The sequence below is a fragment of the Rhodobacter maris genome (assembly GCF_900217815.1).
Classification (GTDB): Bacteria; Pseudomonadota; Alphaproteobacteria; order Rhodobacterales; family Rhodobacteraceae; genus Rhodobacter; species Rhodobacter maris.
The window spans coordinates 759,809-777,763 of the sequence record NZ_OBMT01000001.1 but is presented as its reverse complement, the minus strand read 5'-3'; the positions used below and the strand labels follow the sequence as shown (position 1 = coordinate 777,763).

Below are 17,955 nucleotides of genomic sequence, written 5' to 3'. Positions count from 1 at the left end.
TCACGCCGCATGGCGAACTGGCCCTTCGCGCCAGGGAGACGCCAATGACCGAGAGCCGCCTCATTTCCCCCGTCCTGATCGGCGGGGCCATCATCCTGATGCTCGGATTTGCGATCCGCGCCTCGTTCGGGGTGTTCCAGATCCCGATTGCCGCCGAATTCGGCTGGCCGCGGGCCGAGTTCAGCCTTGCCATTGCGATCCAGAACCTCGCCTGGGGAATCGGCCAGCCGATCTTCGGCGCGCTGGCCGAGCGCTTCGGCGACCGTCGGGCAATCGTGCTCGGTGCCCTGATGTATGCTTTGGGCCTCGTGCTCTCGGCCTTCGCCACCGCGCCCTGGCAACATGACCTGCTCGAGATCCTGGTGGGCTTCGGCATCGCGGGTACCGGCTTTGGCGTGATCCTGGCCGTGGTGGGGCGCGCGGCCTCGGATGCGAACCGCTCGCTCGCGCTTGGCATCGCCACCGCGGCAGGCTCGGCGGGGCAGGTGTTCGGCGCGCCTCTGGCCGAGGCGCTGCTCGCCCAGTTCCCCTGGCAGACGGTGTTCCTGATCTTTGCGGGCGTGATCCTTTGCGCGCTGTTCGCGCTGCCGATGCTGCGCGGCCCGGCGCGCCCCGCCCCCTCCGCGAGCGACGAAAGCATGGGCGACGTGGTCGCCCGAGCGTTGCGCGACCCGTCGTTTCTCCTGATCTTCATGGGGTTTTTCTCCTGCGGCTATCAGCTCGCCTTCATCACCGCGCATTTCCCCGCGATGGTGACCGAGATGTGCGGCGCGGTGCCGCCGGGCTCGATGCTCGCCGCGCTCGGCATCGAGACGCAATCGGCGCTGGGTGCGGCGGCGATCTCGCTCATCGGCCTTGCCAATATCGGGGGGACGATTTTCGCTGGCTGGGCCGGGCGGCGCTGGAGCAAGAAATACCTGCTCGCCACGATCTATCTTCTGCGCACCATCGCCGCCGCGGCTTTCATCCTCGCGCCGATCACGCCGGGCTCAGTGCTTGTGTTTTCGCTGGTGATGGGGGCGCTCTGGCTGGCCACGGTGCCGCTCACCTCGGGGCTTGTGGCGGATCTTTATGGGCTGCGCTATATGGGCACGCTTTATGGCGTTGTGTTCTTCTCGCACCAGCTTGGCGCCTTTCTTGGCGTCTGGCTCGGCGGGCGGCTTTACGACATCGCGGGCAATTACACGCTCGTGTGGTGGGTCGGCGTCGGTGTCGGCGCCTTCTCGGCGCTCGTGCACCTGCCGGTGCGCGAGCGGCCAATGAGCGCTCAGCCCGCCTGAGTCTCGGTTTTCAGGATCGCTTCCAGACCGGCGCGGTAATCGGGGTAGAGGAGTTTGACCCCAAGCTCCGCCTTGATCCGGTCGTTCCGTACCCGCTTGTTCTCGGCATAAAAGCTCGCCGCCATCGGCGTCATCTGCGCCGGATCGAAGCGTTCCTCGGGCGGGCGCGGCAGGCCGAGCAGTTCGGCGGCATAGGCCAGCACATCCTCGGGCGGCGAGGGCGCGTCGTCGCAAACATTGTAGATCCGCCCCGGGCTCGGATCGGCGATCGAGGCGGCGAGCACCTGCGCGATGTCGTCGACATGGATGCGGGAGAACACCTGCCCGGGCTTGACGATCAACCGCGCCGTGCCAGCGCGCACCTTGGCGAAGGGGCCGCGGCCCGGCCCGTAGATCCCCGCGAGCCGGAACACATGGAGCGGCAGGCCGAGGTGCTGCCAATCCGCCTCGGCCGCCACCCGCGTCCGGCCCCGCTCGGTCGAGGGAGTGAGCGGGGTCTCCTCATCGACCCAGCCGCCGCCATGATCCCCATAGACGCCGACGGTGGAAAGATAGCCCACCCATGCCAGATGCTGCGATGCAGCAATGGCGTCTTTCTGCGCAGCGAGAACCGGGTCGCCGATACGATCCGGCGCTACGGAGGTCAGCAGATGCGTCGCCTCCTCAAGCGGCAGCGGACCGCCTGTCCAGACCATCGCTTCCAGCCCTTCGCTGCGCAGCAATTCTGCTTTTTCAACGCTGCGCGTGGTGGCGATGACGCGCCAGCCCTGCGCCAAAAGCAGGCGCCCTAGCGCGCGGGCCGAATATCCATGACCGATCGAGAGCAGCGTTTTCATCTCGTTCCCCTTATGCATTCCCCTAGTCATCACCTCGTCACTTGCGAAGCGCAAGAAGCAGTGGCACCCTGTGGCATGGAACAGATGAAACCACTGAAATCATGGCCTGAAGCCGCGCCGCGTCTGGTGGCGGTTGCCGCTGGCCGCGCCCCCGCCGAGATGGTGATCCGGCAAGGCAAATGGGTCAATGTGCAAAGCCGCGAGGTGCTCGAGGGCTTTGACATCGCGATTGCCGAAGGGCGCTTCGCCGCCATTGCGCCGGATCTTTCGGCCTCAATTGGCCCCGAGACCGTGGTGATCGAGGCCGCGGGCCGCTACATGCTGCCGGGGCTGTGCGATGCGCATATGCATATCGAATCCGGCATGCTCACGCCTGCCGAATTTGCCGCCGCGGTGATCCCGCATGGCACGACCACAATGTTCACCGACCCGCATGAGATCGCCAATGTGCTCGGCCTTGCGGGCGTGCGGATGATGCATGACGAGGCGCAGTTGCAGCCCGTCAATATCTTCACGCAGATGCCCTCCTGCGCGCCCTCCGCGCCGGGGCTCGAGACCACGGGGTTCGAGATCACCCCCGAGGATGTGGCCGAGGCGATGGCCTGGCCCGGCATCATCGGGCTCGGCGAGATGATGAACTTTCCGGGCGTGATCAACGCCGATGCCAAGATGCTCGCCGAGATTGCTGCCGTGCAGAATGCGAGCAAGACCGTGGGCGGGCATTATGCCTCGCCCGATCTTGGCGCACCTTTCCGCGCCTATGCGGCGGGCGGGCCGGCGGATGACCATGAGGGCACCTGCGAGGCCGATGCGGTGGCGCGTGTGCGGCAGGGGATGCGGGCGATGCTGCGGCTCGGCTCGGCCTGGTATGACGTGGAAAGCCAGATCACCGCGGTGACCGAAAAGGGGCTCGATCCGCGCAATTTCATCCTGTGCACCGATGATTGCCATTCCGGCACGCTGGTGCACGAGGGGCATATGAACCGCGCCTATCGTCATGCGGTTGCCTGCGGCTGTGATCCGCTGATTGCCTTGCAGATGTGCACGGTGAACACGGCGGCGCATTTTGGGCTCGAACGCGAGCTTGGCTCGATCGCGCCGGGGCGGCGGGCAGATGTGATCCTGACCTCCGACCTTGCCGCGCTTCCGGTCGAGATTGTCGTCGCGCGCGGTCAGGTGGTGGCCGAGGCGGGCGTGCTGAAAGTGCCTTGCCCCCATTATGACTGGCCCGCGCATGCGCGCGAGACCGTTCATCTGGGCAAGCATCTGACGGCGGAGGATTTTGCCATCCATGCGCCCGAGGGCGCGAATACCGTTACCGCCAAGGTGATCGGCGTGGTGGAGAATCAGGCGCCGACGAAGGCGTTGGTGCGGGAGCTTTCTGTCGCCGATGGCCTCGCCCAGCCCGATGAAGCGCAAGACGTGGCGCAGATCGCGCTGGTCGAGCGGCACCGCGGCACGGGGCAGGTGGTCAATGGCTTCGTCTCGGGCTTTGGCTACAAGGGCCGGATGGCGATCGGCTCCACCGTCGCCCATGACAGCCACCACATGATCGTGGTGGGCACTGACCGCGAGAGCATGGCGGCAGTGGCGAACCGCCTGGGGGAAATGGGTGGCGGGATCTCCGTCTTCAAGGATGGGGCCGAGATCGCCGCCGTGCCACTCCCCATCGCCGGGCTGATGTCGGACGACCCGGCGGCCGAGGTGGCCGCACGGGCCGCAAACATGGTCGCGGCGATGGCAGACTGTGGATGCGCGCTCAACAACGCCTATATGCAACATTCGTTGCTGGCGCTGGTCGTGATCCCGGAGATCCGCATCTCCGATCTCGGCCTTGTCGACGTGACCAAATTCCAACTGACCGAGCTTTTCGAATGACCGATCCGCTGACGATCCAGACCTCTCCGCACACCGACCCGGAATATTTCACCGATGCCGCCGCGGCCGTGGCCCGGCTTGAGGCGCTTTATGCCGAGGCGACGGGGTTCCTGCTCGAAAAGTTCAATGCCGTGCTGGAAACGGGCGCCGCTTCGGCGCGGTATCGCGCCTTTTACCCGGAGGTGCGGCTCACGGTCGGCTCGCACAAAAAGGGGGACAGCCGCCTCAGCTTTGGCCATGTCTCCGAGCCGGGCACCTATTCGGCCACGATCACGCGCCCCGATCTGTTCCGCAACTATCTGACGCAGCAGATTGGCCTTTTGATGCGCAACCATGATGCACCGGTGCGCATCGGCCCCTCGACAACGCCCATTCCGGTGCATTTTGCCGTGGCAGGTCAACCCGGCGTGATGGTGCCGCAGGAAGGCGCTTTGGGCATTTCGCTCCGCGACGTGTTCGACGTGCCCGCGCTCGCCTCGATGAACGACGACATCGTCAACGGCACGGCGGGGCTTCATGCCGACGGCTCAGGCCATCTGGCCCCCTTCACCGCGCAAAGGGTGGATTACTCGCTGGCCCGGCTCGCTCATTACACGGCCACCCAGCCCGAGCATTTCCAAAACCACGTCCTCTTCACCAACTACCAGTTCTATGTCGATGAATTCGAGGTGGTGGCGCGGCGGATGCTCGCCGACCCGGCGCAGGGCTACACGAGCTTCGTGGCGCCGGGCAACCACGAGATCACCGCGCCCGATGCACCGATCCCCGCGCTCGCCAAGTTGCCGCAGATGCCGACCTATCATCTCAAGCGGCCCGACGGGAACGGGATCACGCTCGTCAACATTGGCGTCGGCCCCTCCAATGCGAAAACGGCAACCGATCATATTGCCGTTCTGCGTCCCCATGCGTGGTTGATGGTGGGGCATTGCGCGGGGCTGCGCAATTCGCAAAGCCTTGGCGATTTCGTGCTCGCGCATGCCTACCTGCGCGAGGATCACGTGCTCGATGACGACCTGCCGATCTGGGTGCCGATCCCGGCCTTGGCGGAGGTGCAGGTGGCGCTGCAAGAGGCGGTGGCAGAGATCACCCGGCTTGAGGGCTATGAGCTCAAGCGGATCATGCGCACCGGCACCGTGGCGACGATCGACAACCGCAACTGGGAGTTGCGCGACCAATCCGGCCCGGTGCAAAGGCTCAGCCAGAGCCGCGCCATCGCGCTTGACATGGAAAGCGCCACCATTGCGGCGAACGGGTTCCGCTTCCGGGTGCCCTACGGCACGCTGCTTTGCGTCTCGGACAAGCCGCTTCATGGCGAGCTGAAGCTCCCCGGCATGGCAACGGAGTTCTACCGCACGCAGGTGGCCAACCACTTGCTGATCGGCGTGCGGGCGATGGAAAAGTTGCGCGACATGCCGCTGGAGCGAATCCACAGCCGGAAGCTGCGCTCCTTCGAAGAGACCGCCTTCCTGTGACCCCTCGTCCGCGCCGGGGCGAAAAACCGCCAGAGTCCCCGAAAAGGCTTGCCTTGTTGAAAAAAACCGTGTGTTAGAGAGCGCACCAAGCCGTTCAAAACGGTCAGATCAGCCCCGTCATAAGGGGCTTATGAGAGGATATCCCATGTCGAAACCGATGACCAAGACCCAGCTGGTGGCCGCACTCGCCGATGCCATGGGCTCGGACAAGAAAACCGCCACCGCTGCGCTCGATGCCATCGCTGACGTCGTGACGAAGGAAGTGGCGGCTGGCGGCTCCGTGACGCTGCCGGGGATTGGCAAGGTCTCCTGCAAGGCCCGCCCGGAGCGCATGGTGCGCAACCCGGCCACCGGCGACACGATGATGAAACCGGCCGACAAACAAGTGAAGGTCACGATCGCGAAAGCGCTCAAGGACAGCGTCAACGTCTGATCCTTCGCCTCGCACCGGGGCCTACAGGGTTCGGGCCGTCCTGCACCGGCAGGGCGGCCTTTTTGTTGGCCCGCACGATCCGAATGCTGAAAACCTGTATCGCATACAGGTTATTTCTTGCTCGAGGCGGCAAATCCGGTTCGACTGTTCGAAATCGCCCTGAAGGACAAGGAATACATGGATATTCGCGCCATTCTGATGGGGCTCGCCTTTGCGCTGATGTGGTCCTCCGCTTTCACCTCGGCGCGGATGATCGTGGCCGAGGCGCCGCCTTTGCTGGCGCTTTCGGCGCGGTTTCTGGTCTCTGGCGCGGTGGGCGTCGGCCTTGCATTGGCGCTGGGGCAAAGCTGGCGGCTGAGCCCGGCGCAATGGCGCGCCACGCTGATTTTCGGGCTGTGCCAGAACGCGCTCTATCTCGGGCTCAATTTCGTGGCGATGCAATGGGTGCAGGCCTCGGTCGCCTCGATCATCGCCTCGACGATGCCGCTCATGGTGGCGCTAATGGGTCGCGTGGTCTTTGGCGACACCATCCGCCCGCTCGGTCTTGCCGGGCTTTTTGCGGGCGTGGTGGGGGTGGCCATCATCATGGGGGCGCGGCTCTCGGGCGGCGTCGATCCGACGGGCCTTGCGCTGTGCCTCATCGCCGCCTTCGCGCTTTCTGTCGCCACGCTGAGCGTTCGCGGCGCGGCTTCAAAGGGCAATGTGCTGATGATCGTGGGGCTGCAGATGTTTGTCGGCGCGATCTCGCTCGCGCTGGTTTCCGCGCTCACCGAACCATGGCACGTGGTGCCCACCACCCGCCTCACCCTTGCCTTCCTCTATACCACGCTCATTCCCGGCCTGCTCGCCACCTGGGTCTGGTTCCGGCTCGTGGCGCGGATCGGCGCGGTCAAGGCCGCGACCTTTCACTTTCTCAACCCGTTCTTCGGGGTGGCGATTGCCGCGCTGGTGCTGGGCGAACGGCTCGGTTGGCTTGACCTCGCGGGCGTCGCGGTGATCGCCGCGGGCATCCTTGCCGTGCAGCTCTCGAAACAACCGCCAAAGCTCGGCGCTTAACCGCCCCGCAAAGCCTCAAGCAGCTTCTGCGTCACCCAGCCATCCGCCGGGATCCCATGCGCGCGTTGCCAGGCGGCGACGGCGGCAATCGTATTGGGGCCAATCAGCCCATCATGGCCCTGCGTGTCATAGCCCGCAGCGGTGAGGCGTTCCTGCACCTCGATCTTTTCCGCCTCGGTGAGCGCGCGGCCCTCGCGTGGCCAGGGGGTGCGGAAGGGCCCGCCGCCCCTGAGCCGGTCGGAGAGGTGGCCCACGCCGATCACATAGGCATCGGCATTGTTGTAGCGCGAGATCGCGCGGAAATTGCCGAAAATCATCAGGGCCGGGCCGTTTGCCCCCGCGGGCAGCAGGATGGACGCGGCGCCGTAATTGGGCACCGGGCCGCCCGCGGCCGCGCGCACGCCAAGCGCCGCCCAGTCGGCGGGCGATTTCGTGATGCTCTTGCCGGCAAGTCCAAGGTTGAACCCCGCGGGCAAGGTGACTTCCACCCCCCAGGGCTGGCCCTTGGACCAGCCCGAGCGCGCAAGATAGGCGGCGGTCGAGGCCAGCGCATCGGCGGGGTTGTCCGACCAGATGTCGCGCTTGCCATCACCGTCGAAATCGACCGCAAAGGCAAGGTAGGAGGTCGGGATGAACTGCGTATGCCCCATCGCGCCCGCCCAGGAGCCGGTCATATGCGCGGCATCGACATCGCCCGACTGGATGATTTTCAGCGCCCCGATCAGCTGCCCTTCGAAAAAGGCGCCGCGGCGGCCGTCATGGGCAAGCGTGGCCAGCGCCGGGATCAGGAGCACATCGCCGCGATGCGAGCCGTAGCGCGATTCCATCCCCCAGACCGCGACCACGACCTCTTTCTCGACGCCGTAGCGCGCTTCGATCTCGCGCAAGAGCCGGTCATGCGTGGCGAGCATCCGCCGCCCGTCGGCGATGCGCTCATCGGAGGCGGCGCTGTCGAGATAATCCCAGATCGGCTTGGAGAATTCGGCCTGAAACCGGTCCCGCTCGATCACTTTCGGGTTGTAGGGAACGTGGCGCATCGTGCGGTCCCAGGTCGCCTCGGTGATGCCCGCCGCCATCGCGCGCGGCCTGAAATCGGCGATCCAGTCGTCGAGCCCCTTTTGCGTGGCCGCGTCAACAGGGGGGATGGCTTCGCTCATCTCGGCTCCGGGGCCGCCGGTCAGCGGCCCGCCGCAGGCGGCGAGCGCCGAAGCGGCGAGAAAGGTGATCAGAAGAGGTTTGATTGCGCGTTTCATGACCTGCCCGACTGTTCGTTGTTTTGCCACAGTCTAGCATGGCCTGGCCCCCGCGCAAACCGCGCCAGGCCGGGCAGGCGGGGCGTTGCTAGCCCTTCTCGTCGTAAAAGGGTGTCATCTGCGCGACGATCACGGAGTTTTCAGCCAGAGCGCGGTCCATCAACGCCTTTTCCTCGTCGCCGATTTCGTCGCCCGCCTTTTCGCGCTCCTCAAGCGTGCCGTAGCCGGTCACATCGAGCGGCGCGAGCTCGGCCTGTTTCAAAATCGCCACGGTCTCGCGCACGGCCTCCGCCTCGTCGACGCCGGAAGCATAGCACAAAAGCCCCGCCCCGGTTGCGCCCTTGGGCAGCCCGTCATTGGCGCAGCGCCCCACCTCGACAAGGAGGGTGTAAACCTTCTGCGGCCGCTTCGGCTTTTCCGGCCCGTCCGGGGTCTCGCTCATGCCTGCCTCCGCATCGGCCGGCGCGACGAACGCAGCGCCGTCAGCGCAAGCCAGAGAAACACGACGATATAGGCGACAAAAGCAGCCCCCGGGATCCATTCCCCGGGCCCGGCCGCAGCCGCCATCGCCGACATCTTGCCGATCCCCCAGACCTGAAAGGCGGCGATCATCACCAGATCGGCCACCATCAAGAGCCCGCGCACATTATGCGGCAGCTCTGTCCCGTTCACCGCATCGCGGATCTTTCCCACCAGCGACAGGATCATGGCTCAGTCCCGCAACAGCTCGTTGATGCCGGTTTTCGAGCGGGTCTGCGCATCGACCCGTTTCACGATCACCGCGCAGTAAAGGTTGATGCCGCCCTTGGTGGGCATCGACCCCGCCACCACCACCGAATAGGGCGGCACTTCGCCATACATCACTTCGCCGGTTTCACGATCGACGATCTTCGTCGATTTGCCGATGAAGACGCCCATGCCGAGCACCGAGCCCTCGCGCACAATGCAGCCCTCGACCACTTCGGAACGCGCGCCGATGAAGCAATTGTCCTCGATGATCGTCGGACCGGCCTGCATCGGCTCGAGCACGCCGCCAATGCCAACGCCACCCGAAAGGTGGACATGTTTGCCGATCTGCGCGCAGCTCCCCACCGTGGCCCAGGTGTCGACCATCGTGCCTTCGTCGACATAGGCGCCGAGGTTGACGAAGGAGGGCATCAGCACCGCGCCCTTCGCGATATAGGCCGAGCGGCGCACGATGCAGTGCGGCACGGCGCGGAAACCCGCGGCTTTCCATTCCGCCTCGCCCCAGCCCTTGAATTTGCTGTCGACCTTGTCCCACCAGCTGCTGTCTTGCGGCCCGCCGGGCTGCATTTCCATGTCTTTCAGCCGGAAGCCCAGGAGCACCGCCTTTTTCGCCCACTGGTTCACATGCCAGTTGCCGTCGGCCTGCTTTTCGGCCACCCGCAGCACGCCCTTGTCGAGCGCTTCGAGCGTGGCCTCGATTGCCTCGCGGGCTTCGCCCTTGGATTGCGGCGTAATGGTATCGCGCGCCTCCCAGGCGGCTTCGATCGCAGCTTCGAGCACAGCATTCGACATCGGCAGAGGCTCCTCTCTGAGGTTCTTTCAGGTGGCATTCAGGGTTTTCCCCCTATAGTTGGGGAAAGCCCTTCGCGCAATGAGCCCGAGCATGAAAGACGACAGCCGTTCCCATCCGTTCCGCGACAGCATCCAGGATGCGCGCGCCGCCCGCGATTTGCCGGATACACCGCAGGCCCGTGCTCCCGCCTACCGGCTGGCCTATGCGGATGAAGGTTTCATGATGCGTGAGGAGCTGCGCCCGGTGCGGTTGCAGCTCGAACTTCTCAAGCCGCAACTGATCATGGACGAGCGCGGGGTGGAGAGCACTGTGGTGATGTTCGGCGGTGCGCGCATCCCCGACCCTGCACATAAGGACACGGCCAAGACCCCGGCGCTGGCGGAGCTGAGCCGCTATTACGACGAGGCGCTCAGTTTCGCGCGGATGATGACCGAGCGCTCGATGGCGGCTTACGGGCGCGAATATGTCATCTGCACCGGCGGCGGGCCGGGGGTGATGGAGGCGGGCAACCGCGGCGCGCATGAGGCGGGGGGCCAGTCGATCGGGCTCAATATCGTGCTGCCGCACGAGCAGGCGCCAAATGCCTATGTGACGCCCGATCTGTGCTTCAACTTCCACTACTTTGCCATTCGCAAGATGCATTTCCTGATGCGCGCAAAGGCAGTCTGCGTGTTCCCGGGTGGCTTTGGCACGCTTGATGAAATGTTCGAAACGCTGACCCTCATTCAGACCCGGCGGATGAAGCGGATTCCGCTGATCCTCTTCGGGGTCGATTTCTGGAAAAATGTGGTCAACTGGGAGATGCTGGCCGAGGCTGGCACGATCGCGCGCGAGGATCTGGAGTTGGTGAGTTTTGTCGAGACGGCCGAGGACGCGGTGGAGATCATCGCCAACTGGACGAATGGCCATGCGTGAGGCGCGGAAGGCGGGCCTGCGCGCCGGGATGGTGATCCTCGCCTTCGCAGCGGTGGCGGTGGCGGGCGTGGCTTTACGCCCGCTCCTGCCGATCGACGAGACCCGCTACATCGACGTGGCGCGCGAGATGCGGCTTGAGGGCAGCTGGTTCCTGCCGCTGAAAAACTTCGAGCTTTACACCGACAAGCCGCCGCTTCTCTTCTGGCTGATCAATCTTGTCTGGACGCTGGCAGGCGAGGTGAGCGGCTTTGCGGGCCGCCTTGTCGGGCCGTTCTTTGCGCTTTTGACGCTTGCGGGCACATGGGCGCTTGGGCGCCGGCTCTGGGACAACGCAACCGGGGCGATGGCGGCGGTGGTGTTGGCCGGCCTCACCGTCTTCGCCGCCTTTGGCGGGGCGCTGATGTTCGACACGCTTCTGGCTTGCGCCACGCTCGCCGGGCTCTGGGCGCTCGTTTCTGCGATGAAGGCACCCGGGGTGAACCGGCGCGCCTGGGGCGGCTTTGGCCTTGCGCTTGCCTTTGGCGTGCTCGCCAAGGGGCCGGTGATCCTCTTTCACCTCGCGCCCGCGCTGTTGGCCGCGCCGCTCTGGGCCGACCCTGCCGCCCGCCCTTCGGCGCGCGAGGCGCTGCGCGGGGCGGGCCTTGCGCTCGCTGTGGCGCTCTGTGTGATCGCGCTCTGGGTTTTGCCCGCGGCGATCACCGGCGGCGCAGAATACCGCCACATGATCTTGTGGGAGCAAACGGCGGGGCGCGCCGTGGCGAGCTTTGCCCATGCGCGGCCCTTCTGGTGGGTTGTCGCCATGCTGCCGGTGCTGCTCTTCCCGTGGATCTGGTCGCCCGGCCTTTGGCGCGGTGCGGTGCGGCTGCGGTTTTCCGATCGCGCGCTGCGGCTGATGGCGGTGCAGGCGGGGGCGGGGCTTTTCCTCTTCTCGCTGATTTCGGGCAAGCAACTGCATTACCTCGTGCCCGAACTCCCTGCCTTCGCGCTGATCGCGGCCCGCGCACTCCTTGCGTCGGGCGGTGCCGACCGGCGCGGCGGCTGGGCAGAGGCGCCGGTTCTGGGGCTTTTGCTGCTGGCGGGCCTTGTGCCCCTCGCGGTGGCGCTCGGCGCGGGCGATGCGCGCACGGCGGAGCTTCTGCACCCGCTGGTCGCCCCCATCTGGTTTTTGCTCTTTTGCGTGCTATTGGCCGCGCTCGTCTGGGCGTTGCCACGCGCAGCGGGGCTTTCCGTGGCGGGGCTGGGGCTTATGCTCGGCGGGCTTGGCTTGATCGCGACCACGGGCCTTGGCACATCTTACGACAGCGCGCCGATTGCGCGCGAGATGGCCGCGCATGAGGCGGCGGGCCTTGCCTCGGTGACCGGGCGCTACAATTCCGAATTCGGCTTCGAGGGGCGGCTGACCCGCAAGGTCGATGTGCTCACCGCCGAAGAGGCGCCCCAATGGCTGGCCGCGCATCCGGGCGGGCTCCTCGTCGCGGAATGCCGCGATGTGCCCACGCTTGAGAAAACCGCGGCCGAGGTGCGGTTCTTCTATGGTCACGATTGGTGCCTGTGGCGGGCGGAGTGAGGCGTCAGAGCCCGGTTTCCGCGGCGATCTGCGCCGCGGATTTGCGCGCCCGTTCGGTGGCGGATTTCAGCTGCCCGCAGGCGGCCATGATGTCCTCGCCCCGCGGCGTGCGGATCGGCGCGGCATAGCCTGCCTTGTAGACGATATCGGCAAAGGCCTCGATCCGCTCCCAGTCGCTGCGCTGATAGGGCGAGCCGGGCCATTCGTTGAACGGAATGAGGTTGATTTTTGCCGGAATGCCGCGGATCAGCTTCACCAGCCGGCGCGCATCCTCATCGCTGTCATTCACGCCCTTGAGCATCACATATTCAAACGTGATCCGCTCGGAGTTTGACAGCCGCGGATAGTCGCGCAGCGTGTCAAGCAGCGTGGCGATGTTCCAGCGCTTGTTGATCGGCACGAGCTTGTCGCGCACCGCATCCGTCGTGGCATGGAAGGAGACGGCGAGCAGGCAGCCGATCTCCTCGGCGGCGCGGGCAATCTCGGGCACCACGCCCGAGGTGGAGAGCGTGATCCGGCGGCGCGAGAGCGTCAGCCCCTCGCCGTCCATCACCACTTTCATCGCATTGCGCACGTTCTCGAAGTTGTAGAGCGGCTCGCCCATGCCCATCAGCACGACGTTGGAAATGAGCCGTGTCTCGTCTTTCGGCGCGCCGGGTTGGGGCCATTCGCCCAGATCATCGCGCGCCACCATCACCTGACCGACGATCTCGCCCGCAGTAAGGTTGCGCACCAGCTTTTGCGTGCCGGTGTGGCAGAACGAACAGGTGAGCGTGCAGCCGACCTGGCTTGAGATGCACAGCGTGCCGCGGTTTTCCTCGGGGATATAGACCGCCTCGACCTCATGGCCGCCCGCGATGCGCAGAAGGTATTTGCGCGTGCCATCCATCGACACCTGACAGGTCACCACTTCAGGCAGCGCAATCTCGAAATGCGCCTCGAGCAGCGCGCGATAATCCTTGGCAAGGTTCGTCATCGCCGCAAACTCGCGCACGCCCCAATGGTAGATCCATTGCCAGACCTGCCCGACCCGCATCTTTGCCTGCCGCTCGGGCGTGCCCGCGGCAATGAGTGCGTCGCGCAGCTCCTCGCGGGTGAGCCCCACGAGGTTGATCTTGCCGCCCTCGGGCAGCTTGCGCGGCAGGGTCAGCACGTCTTGCGTGATGGGGGTGGGCAGGTCGGTCATGGCGCGTCCGGGGTTGGGAAGCCGTGCATATAGGGGATTCGCGCGCCAAACGGTAGCATAAATGCAAAAGCCCCGGCGAACCGGGGCTCAGGTGATCGTTGGCGCGATTACTTGCAGCGCTTGGCGGCCTCATCCATCGCCGCGGTAAAGCCCATCAGCGAGAACGTGTCCGCGGTATAGGTGCCGCGCGCCGAATGGCCCGAGAGCGTCACATCCGCGCCCGCCTTCATCGCGGCGATGATCTTGGCATCCTCGCCCGGCGCGGCCCAGGCACCTTCGCCATCGGTGAAGAGGTTGAACGACTGCCCGGTCGAGACCTTCAGCTCTACCGTCGAGCCTTTCTCGAACGGATAGCCGCCCATGAACATCACCTCGGGCGCCTTTTCAGGGCGATGGGTGACGAAAAGAAGGATCTCGGAGCGGCGCACCTGCACCGGCTTGCCATCCTTGGTGTTCACCGTCTTCTTCGGCGGCACCACGCCCCAGCATTCCTTGGGGCTGTTCTCGACGAAAACGCTCCAGTCGGTTTCCGCCGCCACCCGGTTCGAGCTTTCCTGCGCTTGCGCGGCAGGGGAAAGTGCCAGCGCCGCGGCAAGAATTGCAGCGACGCTCGTAAGGTTCGTCTTCATGGAACAGCCTCCAGCCGTCTGATGCCTCTGTCCGCCCGTGGGCTTTTGCCCTTTTTCCCTCTGGCGGAACCTATTTCAACTCGATACGCGAGAGATAACGCAAAAGTGCCGGTCGGGAAAAGCCCCTCCGGCGGGTTTCCGCGCATCCGGAGGGGCAAATGACGGCGCAGGCGATGATCGAACTCTGGCGCGGCGGGTTGCTTGAGAGCGTGCATGCCGGTCATGCGGTGGTCTGGGGGCCGGGTGGGCCGGAATGGGTCTGGGGGGACGGGCAGGCGGTGATCTTCCCGCGCTCCTCGTGCAAGATGATTCAGGCGCTGCCGCTGGTAGAGAGCGGTGCGGCGGATGCGGCGGGGCTGAGCCCGCGCCAGCTCGCGCTCTCCTGTGCCAGCCATTCGGGCGCAAAACTCCATGCCGAGGCGGTGACGGAGTGGCTTTCTGCGCTGGGGCTGGGCGAGCCCGATCTGCGCTGCGGCGCGCATGTGCCGCGCGACCCGGAGGCGTTTCGCCATTTCACCTGCACCGAAGAGAAGCCCTGCCAGATCCATAACAATTGTTCGGGCAAGCATTCCGGCTTCCTTACGCTCAACAAGCATCTGAAAGCCGGGCCGGACTATGTCGAGATCGACCATCCGGTGCAGCTTGCGGTGCGCGCGGCGTTTGAAGACGTGACCGGGGCCGAGGTGGCGGGCTGGGGCATCGACGGTTGCTCGGCGCCGAATTTTGCCTGCAGCGTCGGGGCGCTTGCCCGCGCGATGCAGTTTTTCGCGGCCGCAAACCCCGAGGGGACGATCCGCGAGGCGGCGGCCGCGCGGCTTGCCGCCGCGATGCGCGTCTTCCCCGAGATGGTCGCGGGGGAGGGGCGCGCCTGCACCAAGCTGATGCGCGCCACGGGCGGCAAGGTCGCGGTGAAGACCGGCGCCGAAGGCGTGTTCGTTGCCATTCTGCCTGAACAAAAACGCGGCATCGCGCTGAAGATTTCGGATGGCGCCACCCGCGCCTCGGAAGCGGCGATCACCGCGGTTCTCGTGCATCTGGGCGCGCTCGCGCCCGATCATCCGGTGGTGGCGGAGCTCTTGCCGCCGGTGCAACGCAACTGGCGGGGCCTTGCCACAGGCGGCATGCGCCGCGCCGCGGGGTTTTGCTAGAGCATCTGCCAGATCAGCCGCAGCGCGAGCGCCGTCGAGGTGAGCACGAGGAGCGGCTTGATCAGCTTTGCGCCCTTGCGCATCGCGAGCCTTGCGCCAAGGCTGGCCCCCGCGATCTGCGCGAGCCCCATCGCGAGGCCCATCACCCACCAGGGCGCGCCGGTCGCGGCAAAGGCGACGAGCCCGCCGAGGTTCGAGGCGAAGTTCAAAAGCTTCGTATGCGCCGTGGCCTTGAGCACGCCATAGCCCGCCAGCATGACAAAGCCGATCATGTAAAAGGCGCCCGCGCCGGGGCCGATCAACCCGTCATAAAAGCCGATGAAGGGCACCACGAAAGCAGTGAAGGCGGCGGGCCTGATCCGTTCGGCCCGGTCGGTGTCATCGAGCCCCTTGCGCAGGGCAAAGAAGGCAGCGATCGCGATCAGCACGAAGGGGAGGATGCGGCGAAGGGCTTCCGTTGGCAGCACCGAGACGAGAAAGGCGCCCCCGAGCCCGGCAATAAAGGCCAGCGAGGCCGCGCCGATCTGGCGGCGCAGGTTCACCTGCCCCTTGGCAGCATAGGTGAGCGCCGCCGTGGCCGCGCCAAAAACGCCTTGCACCTTGTTGGTGGAAAGCGCCTGCAAAGGCGTTGCCCCCGCGAGCAACAGCACCGGCAGGGTGATCAGCCCGCCCCCCCCGGCAATCGAATCGACGAAGCCCGCGGCAAACCCCGCGACAATGAGCATCGCGGCAAGATCGAGCGAGACTTCGAACATGGCACCTCCGGCAAAGCGCCCCTTCATCTGCCGCGCGCGGGGCGAAGTAAAGCGGCTTGTGAGGGGGCGGGGCCGCGGTTAGGGTCGCGCCCGAGGAGCCCGCATGACCTACCAAAACCTTGCCCGCTTTGTTGCCCCGGCCGCCCCCCGCTCCGAGATCTGGCGCAGCCTGCTCGGCATCGTGCTAATTGTCGCCGTCTATGCCGGCGCGCTTGTCGGCGGGCTGGCGCTGGTGGACATGCTGGCGGGCGAGTTTGAGCTTGCGATGGTGATGGCGTCGATGGCGCGTGCGGGCACGCCCGAGGGGCTGGCGCTGGTGCTGTGCAGCTTTGTGCCCCTCGCGCTTGGCACGCTTATGATCACCCGCTTTCTGCATCGCCGCCCGGCCACGAGCCTGCTTGGCCCCGGCGCGGGACGCGATTTCGCCCGGGTTTTCCCGTCGCTTCTGGGCCTTGCGCTGCTGCTTGTGCCGCTCTCTTTCCTCGACCCGCATCTGGGGAAATCGACGCCGCTGCCGGTGCTGCTGCGCTGGCTGCCCATCGCGCTGCCGCTCCTCTTCGTGCAGATCGCCTCCGAAGAGCTTTTGTTCCGCGGCTACCTGCTGCAACAGATCGCCGCACGCTGGCGCCATCCGCTGCTGTGGATGGGGCTGCCCGCCGCGGTTTTCGGAGCGCTCCATTATGAGCCCGGCGCAAACGGGCCGAATGCGATCTTCCTCGCGCTCTGGGCGACGGGTTTTGGCGTCCTCGCGGCCGATCTGACCGCGCGGGCGGGCAATCTTGGCCCCGCGCTTGCCTTTCATCTCGCCAACAACTTCTCGGCGATGTTCCTTGTCGGGCTTTATGGCCAGCTGGACGGCCTCTCGCTTTACACCCTAGTCGTCGACACCAGAGATCTTTCGCAGATGGTGCCCTATCTCGCGCTCGACAGCGCCTCGATGCTCGTCTTCTGGCTGCTCGCCCGGTTGAGACTTCGCCGCTGATTGCATTTGCGCGCGCGCGGGCTTATCTGGGCGACGTCGCGGAAACCAAGGGGCCCCCCGATGAACTGGATCTCGAACTACGTCCGACCGAAGATCAACTCGCTGTTCGCGCGCCGCGACATGCCCGAGAACCTTTGGACGAAATGCCCCGAATGCGGCACGATGCTGTTTCACCGCGAGGTGGCGGACAATCTCAATGTCTGCACCAGTTGCGACCATCACATGGCGATCACGCCGCGCGCGCGGTTCGAGGCGCTCTTTGACCTCGGCATCTTCACCGAGGTGAAAGTGCCCGAACCGATCGCCGATCCGCTCACCTTCAAGGATCAGAAGAAATACCCCGACCGGATGAAATCGGCGCAGAAATCGACCGGCGAGAAAGAGGCGATGCTCGTCGTCGAGGGCGAGGTGGGGCGCACCAAGATCGTTGCCGCCGGGCAGGACTTTTCCTTCATGGGCGGCTCGATGGGGATGTATGTGGGCAATGCGATCCTCGCCGCGGCCTTGCGCGCGGTCGAGCGCAAATGCCCGCTCGTGCTCTTTTCCGCCGCCGGGGGCGCGCGCATGCAGGAAGGCATCCTGAGCCTGATGCAGATGCCGCGCTCGACCGTGGCGGTGCAGATGCTCAAAGATGCAGGCCTGCCCTATATCGTCGTGTTGACCCACCCGACGACGGGGGGCGTGACGGCCTCTTACGCGATGCTGGGCGATGTGCAGATTGCCGAGCCCAATGCGCTCATCTGCTTTGCCGGACCGCGGGTGATCGAACAGACGATCCGCGAGAAACTGCCCGAGGGCTTCCAGCGCGCCGAATATCTGCTCGATCACGGCATGCTCGACCGGGTGACGCATCGCAAGAAGATGCGCGATGAACTCATTGTGCTGCTGCGGCTCCTGATGAGCCAGCCGCCGGCGATCTGGGGTGAGCTGCCGCCGCCCGGACAGATCACGGTGCCCGAAACCGAGCATCCGGCGGAAATGGCCCCCGAGGCGCCGCAACAGGCCGAGTAGCCTTTTCATCTTGC

18 protein-coding genes are annotated in these 17,955 nt (G+C 65.7%); 10 read left to right on the top strand and 8 right to left on the bottom strand.

What is annotated here, in order from left to right:
• Positions 1 to 44: 44 nt before the first annotated feature.
• On the top strand, positions 45 to 1,280 hold the full coding sequence (locus CRO22_RS03765; protein ID WP_097068732.1) for an MFS transporter: 1,236 nt from the start codon (positions 45 to 47) through the stop codon (positions 1,278 to 1,280).
• Here CRO22_RS03765 and CRO22_RS03760 read toward each other — a convergent pair.
• Positions 1,268 to 2,116 (bottom strand): SDR family oxidoreductase, encoded by an 849-nt coding sequence (locus CRO22_RS03760; protein ID WP_097068886.1) that lies wholly within the window; start codon positions 2,114 to 2,116, stop codon positions 1,268 to 1,270. The two genes, CRO22_RS03765 and CRO22_RS03760, sit on opposite strands and share 13 nt — an antisense overlap.
• Positions 2,117 to 2,191: 75 nt before the next feature.
• On the opposite strand from CRO22_RS03760, the gene ade reads away from it, so the two are divergent.
• The 4 genes from ade (at position 2,192) to CRO22_RS03740 (ending at position 6,955) form a co-directional block, all read left to right on the top strand.
• Complete coding sequence (gene ade / locus CRO22_RS03755) at positions 2,192 to 3,994, top strand: adenine deaminase (RefSeq protein ID WP_176518529.1); 1,803 nt, start codon at positions 2,192 to 2,194, stop codon at positions 3,992 to 3,994.
• A complete protein-coding gene (locus tag CRO22_RS03750; protein ID WP_097068731.1) occupies positions 3,991 to 5,466 on the top strand; it encodes an AMP nucleosidase in 1,476 nt (491 codons plus the stop codon). Before ade ends, CRO22_RS03750 begins: the two co-directional genes overlap by 4 nt.
• Positions 5,467 to 5,611: 145 nt before the next feature.
• On the top strand, positions 5,612 to 5,899 hold the full coding sequence (locus CRO22_RS03745; RefSeq protein WP_097068730.1) for an HU family DNA-binding protein: 288 nt from the start codon (positions 5,612 to 5,614) through the stop codon (positions 5,897 to 5,899).
• A gap of 177 nt (positions 5,900 to 6,076) precedes the next feature.
• Positions 6,077 to 6,955, top strand: a complete 879-nt coding sequence (locus CRO22_RS03740; RefSeq protein ID WP_097068729.1) for a DMT family transporter — start codon at positions 6,077 to 6,079, stop codon at positions 6,953 to 6,955.
• On the opposite strand, the gene CRO22_RS03735 is transcribed toward CRO22_RS03740, so the two are convergent.
• The 4 genes from CRO22_RS03735 to dapD form a co-directional block, all read right to left on the bottom strand.
• Positions 6,952 to 8,208 carry a lytic murein transglycosylase gene (locus CRO22_RS03735; RefSeq protein WP_097068728.1) on the bottom strand — a complete coding sequence of 419 codons (1,257 nt, stop codon included), beginning with the start codon at positions 8,206 to 8,208 and terminating at the stop codon, positions 6,952 to 6,954. The genes CRO22_RS03740 and CRO22_RS03735 overlap by 4 nt on opposite strands.
• An 88-nt stretch (positions 8,209 to 8,296) precedes the next feature.
• Positions 8,297 to 8,650 (bottom strand): hypothetical protein, encoded by a 354-nt coding sequence (locus tag CRO22_RS03730; RefSeq protein ID WP_097068727.1) that lies wholly within the window; start codon positions 8,648 to 8,650, stop codon positions 8,297 to 8,299.
• A complete protein-coding gene (locus tag CRO22_RS03725) occupies positions 8,647 to 8,916 on the bottom strand; it encodes a hypothetical protein (protein WP_097068726.1) in 270 nt (89 codons plus the stop codon). Before CRO22_RS03725 ends, CRO22_RS03730 begins: the two co-directional genes overlap by 4 nt.
• 3 nt (positions 8,917 to 8,919) lie before the next feature.
• Positions 8,920 to 9,747 carry a 2,3,4,5-tetrahydropyridine-2,6-dicarboxylate N-succinyltransferase gene (dapD, locus tag CRO22_RS03720; RefSeq protein ID WP_097068725.1) on the bottom strand — a complete coding sequence of 276 codons (828 nt, stop codon included), beginning with the start codon at positions 9,745 to 9,747 and terminating at the stop codon, positions 8,920 to 8,922.
• Positions 9,748 to 9,838: 91 nt separating this feature from the next.
• On the opposite strand from dapD, the gene CRO22_RS03715 reads away from it, so the two are divergent.
• Entirely contained in the window at positions 9,839 to 10,663 is an 825-nt protein-coding gene (locus CRO22_RS03715) for an LOG family protein (RefSeq protein WP_097068724.1), read from the top strand.
• On the top strand, positions 10,656 to 12,230 hold the full coding sequence (locus tag CRO22_RS03710) for an ArnT family glycosyltransferase (RefSeq protein ID WP_176518528.1): 1,575 nt from the start codon (positions 10,656 to 10,658) through the stop codon (positions 12,228 to 12,230). The genes CRO22_RS03715 and CRO22_RS03710 overlap by 8 nt, the downstream gene beginning before the upstream one ends.
• Before the next feature lie 4 nt (positions 12,231 to 12,234).
• Here CRO22_RS03710 and rlmN read toward each other — a convergent pair whose 3' ends face one another.
• Both rlmN and CRO22_RS03700 read right to left on the bottom strand, forming a co-directional pair.
• Positions 12,235 to 13,416: a 23S rRNA (adenine(2503)-C(2))-methyltransferase RlmN gene (gene rlmN, locus CRO22_RS03705; protein WP_097068722.1), complete on the bottom strand. Its 1,182-nt coding sequence runs from the start codon at positions 13,414 to 13,416 to the stop codon at positions 12,235 to 12,237.
• 107 nt (positions 13,417 to 13,523) lie between these two features.
• The gene (locus tag CRO22_RS03700) at positions 13,524 to 14,045 is read right to left on the bottom strand and encodes an invasion associated locus B family protein (protein WP_097068721.1); all 522 of its coding nucleotides are present in this window, start codon (positions 14,043 to 14,045) and stop codon (positions 13,524 to 13,526) included.
• Between the two features lie 158 nt (positions 14,046 to 14,203).
• On the opposite strand from CRO22_RS03700, the gene CRO22_RS03695 reads away from it, so the two are divergent.
• Complete coding sequence (locus CRO22_RS03695; RefSeq protein WP_097068720.1) at positions 14,204 to 15,193, top strand: asparaginase; 990 nt, start codon at positions 14,204 to 14,206, stop codon at positions 15,191 to 15,193.
• Here CRO22_RS03695 and CRO22_RS03690 read toward each other — a convergent pair.
• The gene (locus CRO22_RS03690; protein WP_097068719.1) at positions 15,190 to 15,948 is read right to left on the bottom strand and encodes a TSUP family transporter; all 759 of its coding nucleotides are present in this window, start codon (positions 15,946 to 15,948) and stop codon (positions 15,190 to 15,192) included. The two genes, CRO22_RS03695 and CRO22_RS03690, sit on opposite strands and share 4 nt — an antisense overlap.
• A gap of 103 nt (positions 15,949 to 16,051) precedes the next feature.
• Here CRO22_RS03690 and CRO22_RS03685 point away from each other — a divergent pair, with 103 nt between their 5' ends.
• A complete protein-coding gene (locus CRO22_RS03685) occupies positions 16,052 to 16,930 on the top strand; it encodes a CPBP family intramembrane glutamic endopeptidase (protein WP_097068718.1) in 879 nt (292 codons plus the stop codon).
• Positions 16,931 to 16,990: 60 nt separating this feature from the next.
• Positions 16,991 to 17,941, top strand: coding sequence for an acetyl-CoA carboxylase, carboxyltransferase subunit beta (gene accD / locus CRO22_RS03680; protein WP_097068717.1), 951 nt, complete (start codon positions 16,991 to 16,993; stop codon positions 17,939 to 17,941).
• Positions 17,942 to 17,955: the final 14 nt, after the last annotated feature.

What these genes read in the sequence shown, in the direction of transcription:
- CRO22_RS03765 (WP_097068732.1), top strand. Translation starts at nt 45, where the DNA reads ATGACCGAGAGCCGCCTCATTTCCCCCGTCCTGATCGGCGGGGCCATC.
- CRO22_RS03760 (WP_097068886.1), bottom strand. Translation starts at nt 2,116, where the DNA reads ATGAAAACGCTGCTCTCGATCGGTCATGGATATTCGGCCCGCGCGCTA.
- ade (WP_176518529.1), top strand. Translation starts at nt 2,192, where the DNA reads ATGGAACAGATGAAACCACTGAAATCATGGCCTGAAGCCGCGCCGCGT.
- CRO22_RS03750 (WP_097068731.1), top strand. Translation starts at nt 3,991, where the DNA reads ATGACCGATCCGCTGACGATCCAGACCTCTCCGCACACCGACCCGGAA.
- CRO22_RS03745 (WP_097068730.1), top strand. Translation starts at nt 5,612, where the DNA reads ATGTCGAAACCGATGACCAAGACCCAGCTGGTGGCCGCACTCGCCGAT.
- CRO22_RS03740 (WP_097068729.1), top strand. Translation starts at nt 6,077, where the DNA reads ATGGATATTCGCGCCATTCTGATGGGGCTCGCCTTTGCGCTGATGTGG.
- CRO22_RS03735 (WP_097068728.1), bottom strand. Translation starts at nt 8,208, where the DNA reads ATGAAACGCGCAATCAAACCTCTTCTGATCACCTTTCTCGCCGCTTCG.
- CRO22_RS03730 (WP_097068727.1), bottom strand. Translation starts at nt 8,650, where the DNA reads ATGAGCGAGACCCCGGACGGGCCGGAAAAGCCGAAGCGGCCGCAGAAG.
- CRO22_RS03725 (WP_097068726.1), bottom strand. Translation starts at nt 8,916, where the DNA reads ATGATCCTGTCGCTGGTGGGAAAGATCCGCGATGCGGTGAACGGGACA.
- dapD (WP_097068725.1), bottom strand. Translation starts at nt 9,747, where the DNA reads ATGTCGAATGCTGTGCTCGAAGCTGCGATCGAAGCCGCCTGGGAGGCG.
- CRO22_RS03715 (WP_097068724.1), top strand. Translation starts at nt 9,839, where the DNA reads ATGAAAGACGACAGCCGTTCCCATCCGTTCCGCGACAGCATCCAGGAT.
- CRO22_RS03710 (WP_176518528.1), top strand. Translation starts at nt 10,656, where the DNA reads ATGCGTGAGGCGCGGAAGGCGGGCCTGCGCGCCGGGATGGTGATCCTC.
- rlmN (WP_097068722.1), bottom strand. Translation starts at nt 13,416, where the DNA reads ATGACCGACCTGCCCACCCCCATCACGCAAGACGTGCTGACCCTGCCG.
- CRO22_RS03700 (WP_097068721.1), bottom strand. Translation starts at nt 14,045, where the DNA reads ATGAAGACGAACCTTACGAGCGTCGCTGCAATTCTTGCCGCGGCGCTG.
- CRO22_RS03695 (WP_097068720.1), top strand. Translation starts at nt 14,204, where the DNA reads ATGACGGCGCAGGCGATGATCGAACTCTGGCGCGGCGGGTTGCTTGAG.
- CRO22_RS03690 (WP_097068719.1), bottom strand. Translation starts at nt 15,948, where the DNA reads ATGTTCGAAGTCTCGCTCGATCTTGCCGCGATGCTCATTGTCGCGGGG.
- CRO22_RS03685 (WP_097068718.1), top strand. Translation starts at nt 16,052, where the DNA reads ATGACCTACCAAAACCTTGCCCGCTTTGTTGCCCCGGCCGCCCCCCGC.
- accD (WP_097068717.1), top strand. Translation starts at nt 16,991, where the DNA reads ATGAACTGGATCTCGAACTACGTCCGACCGAAGATCAACTCGCTGTTC.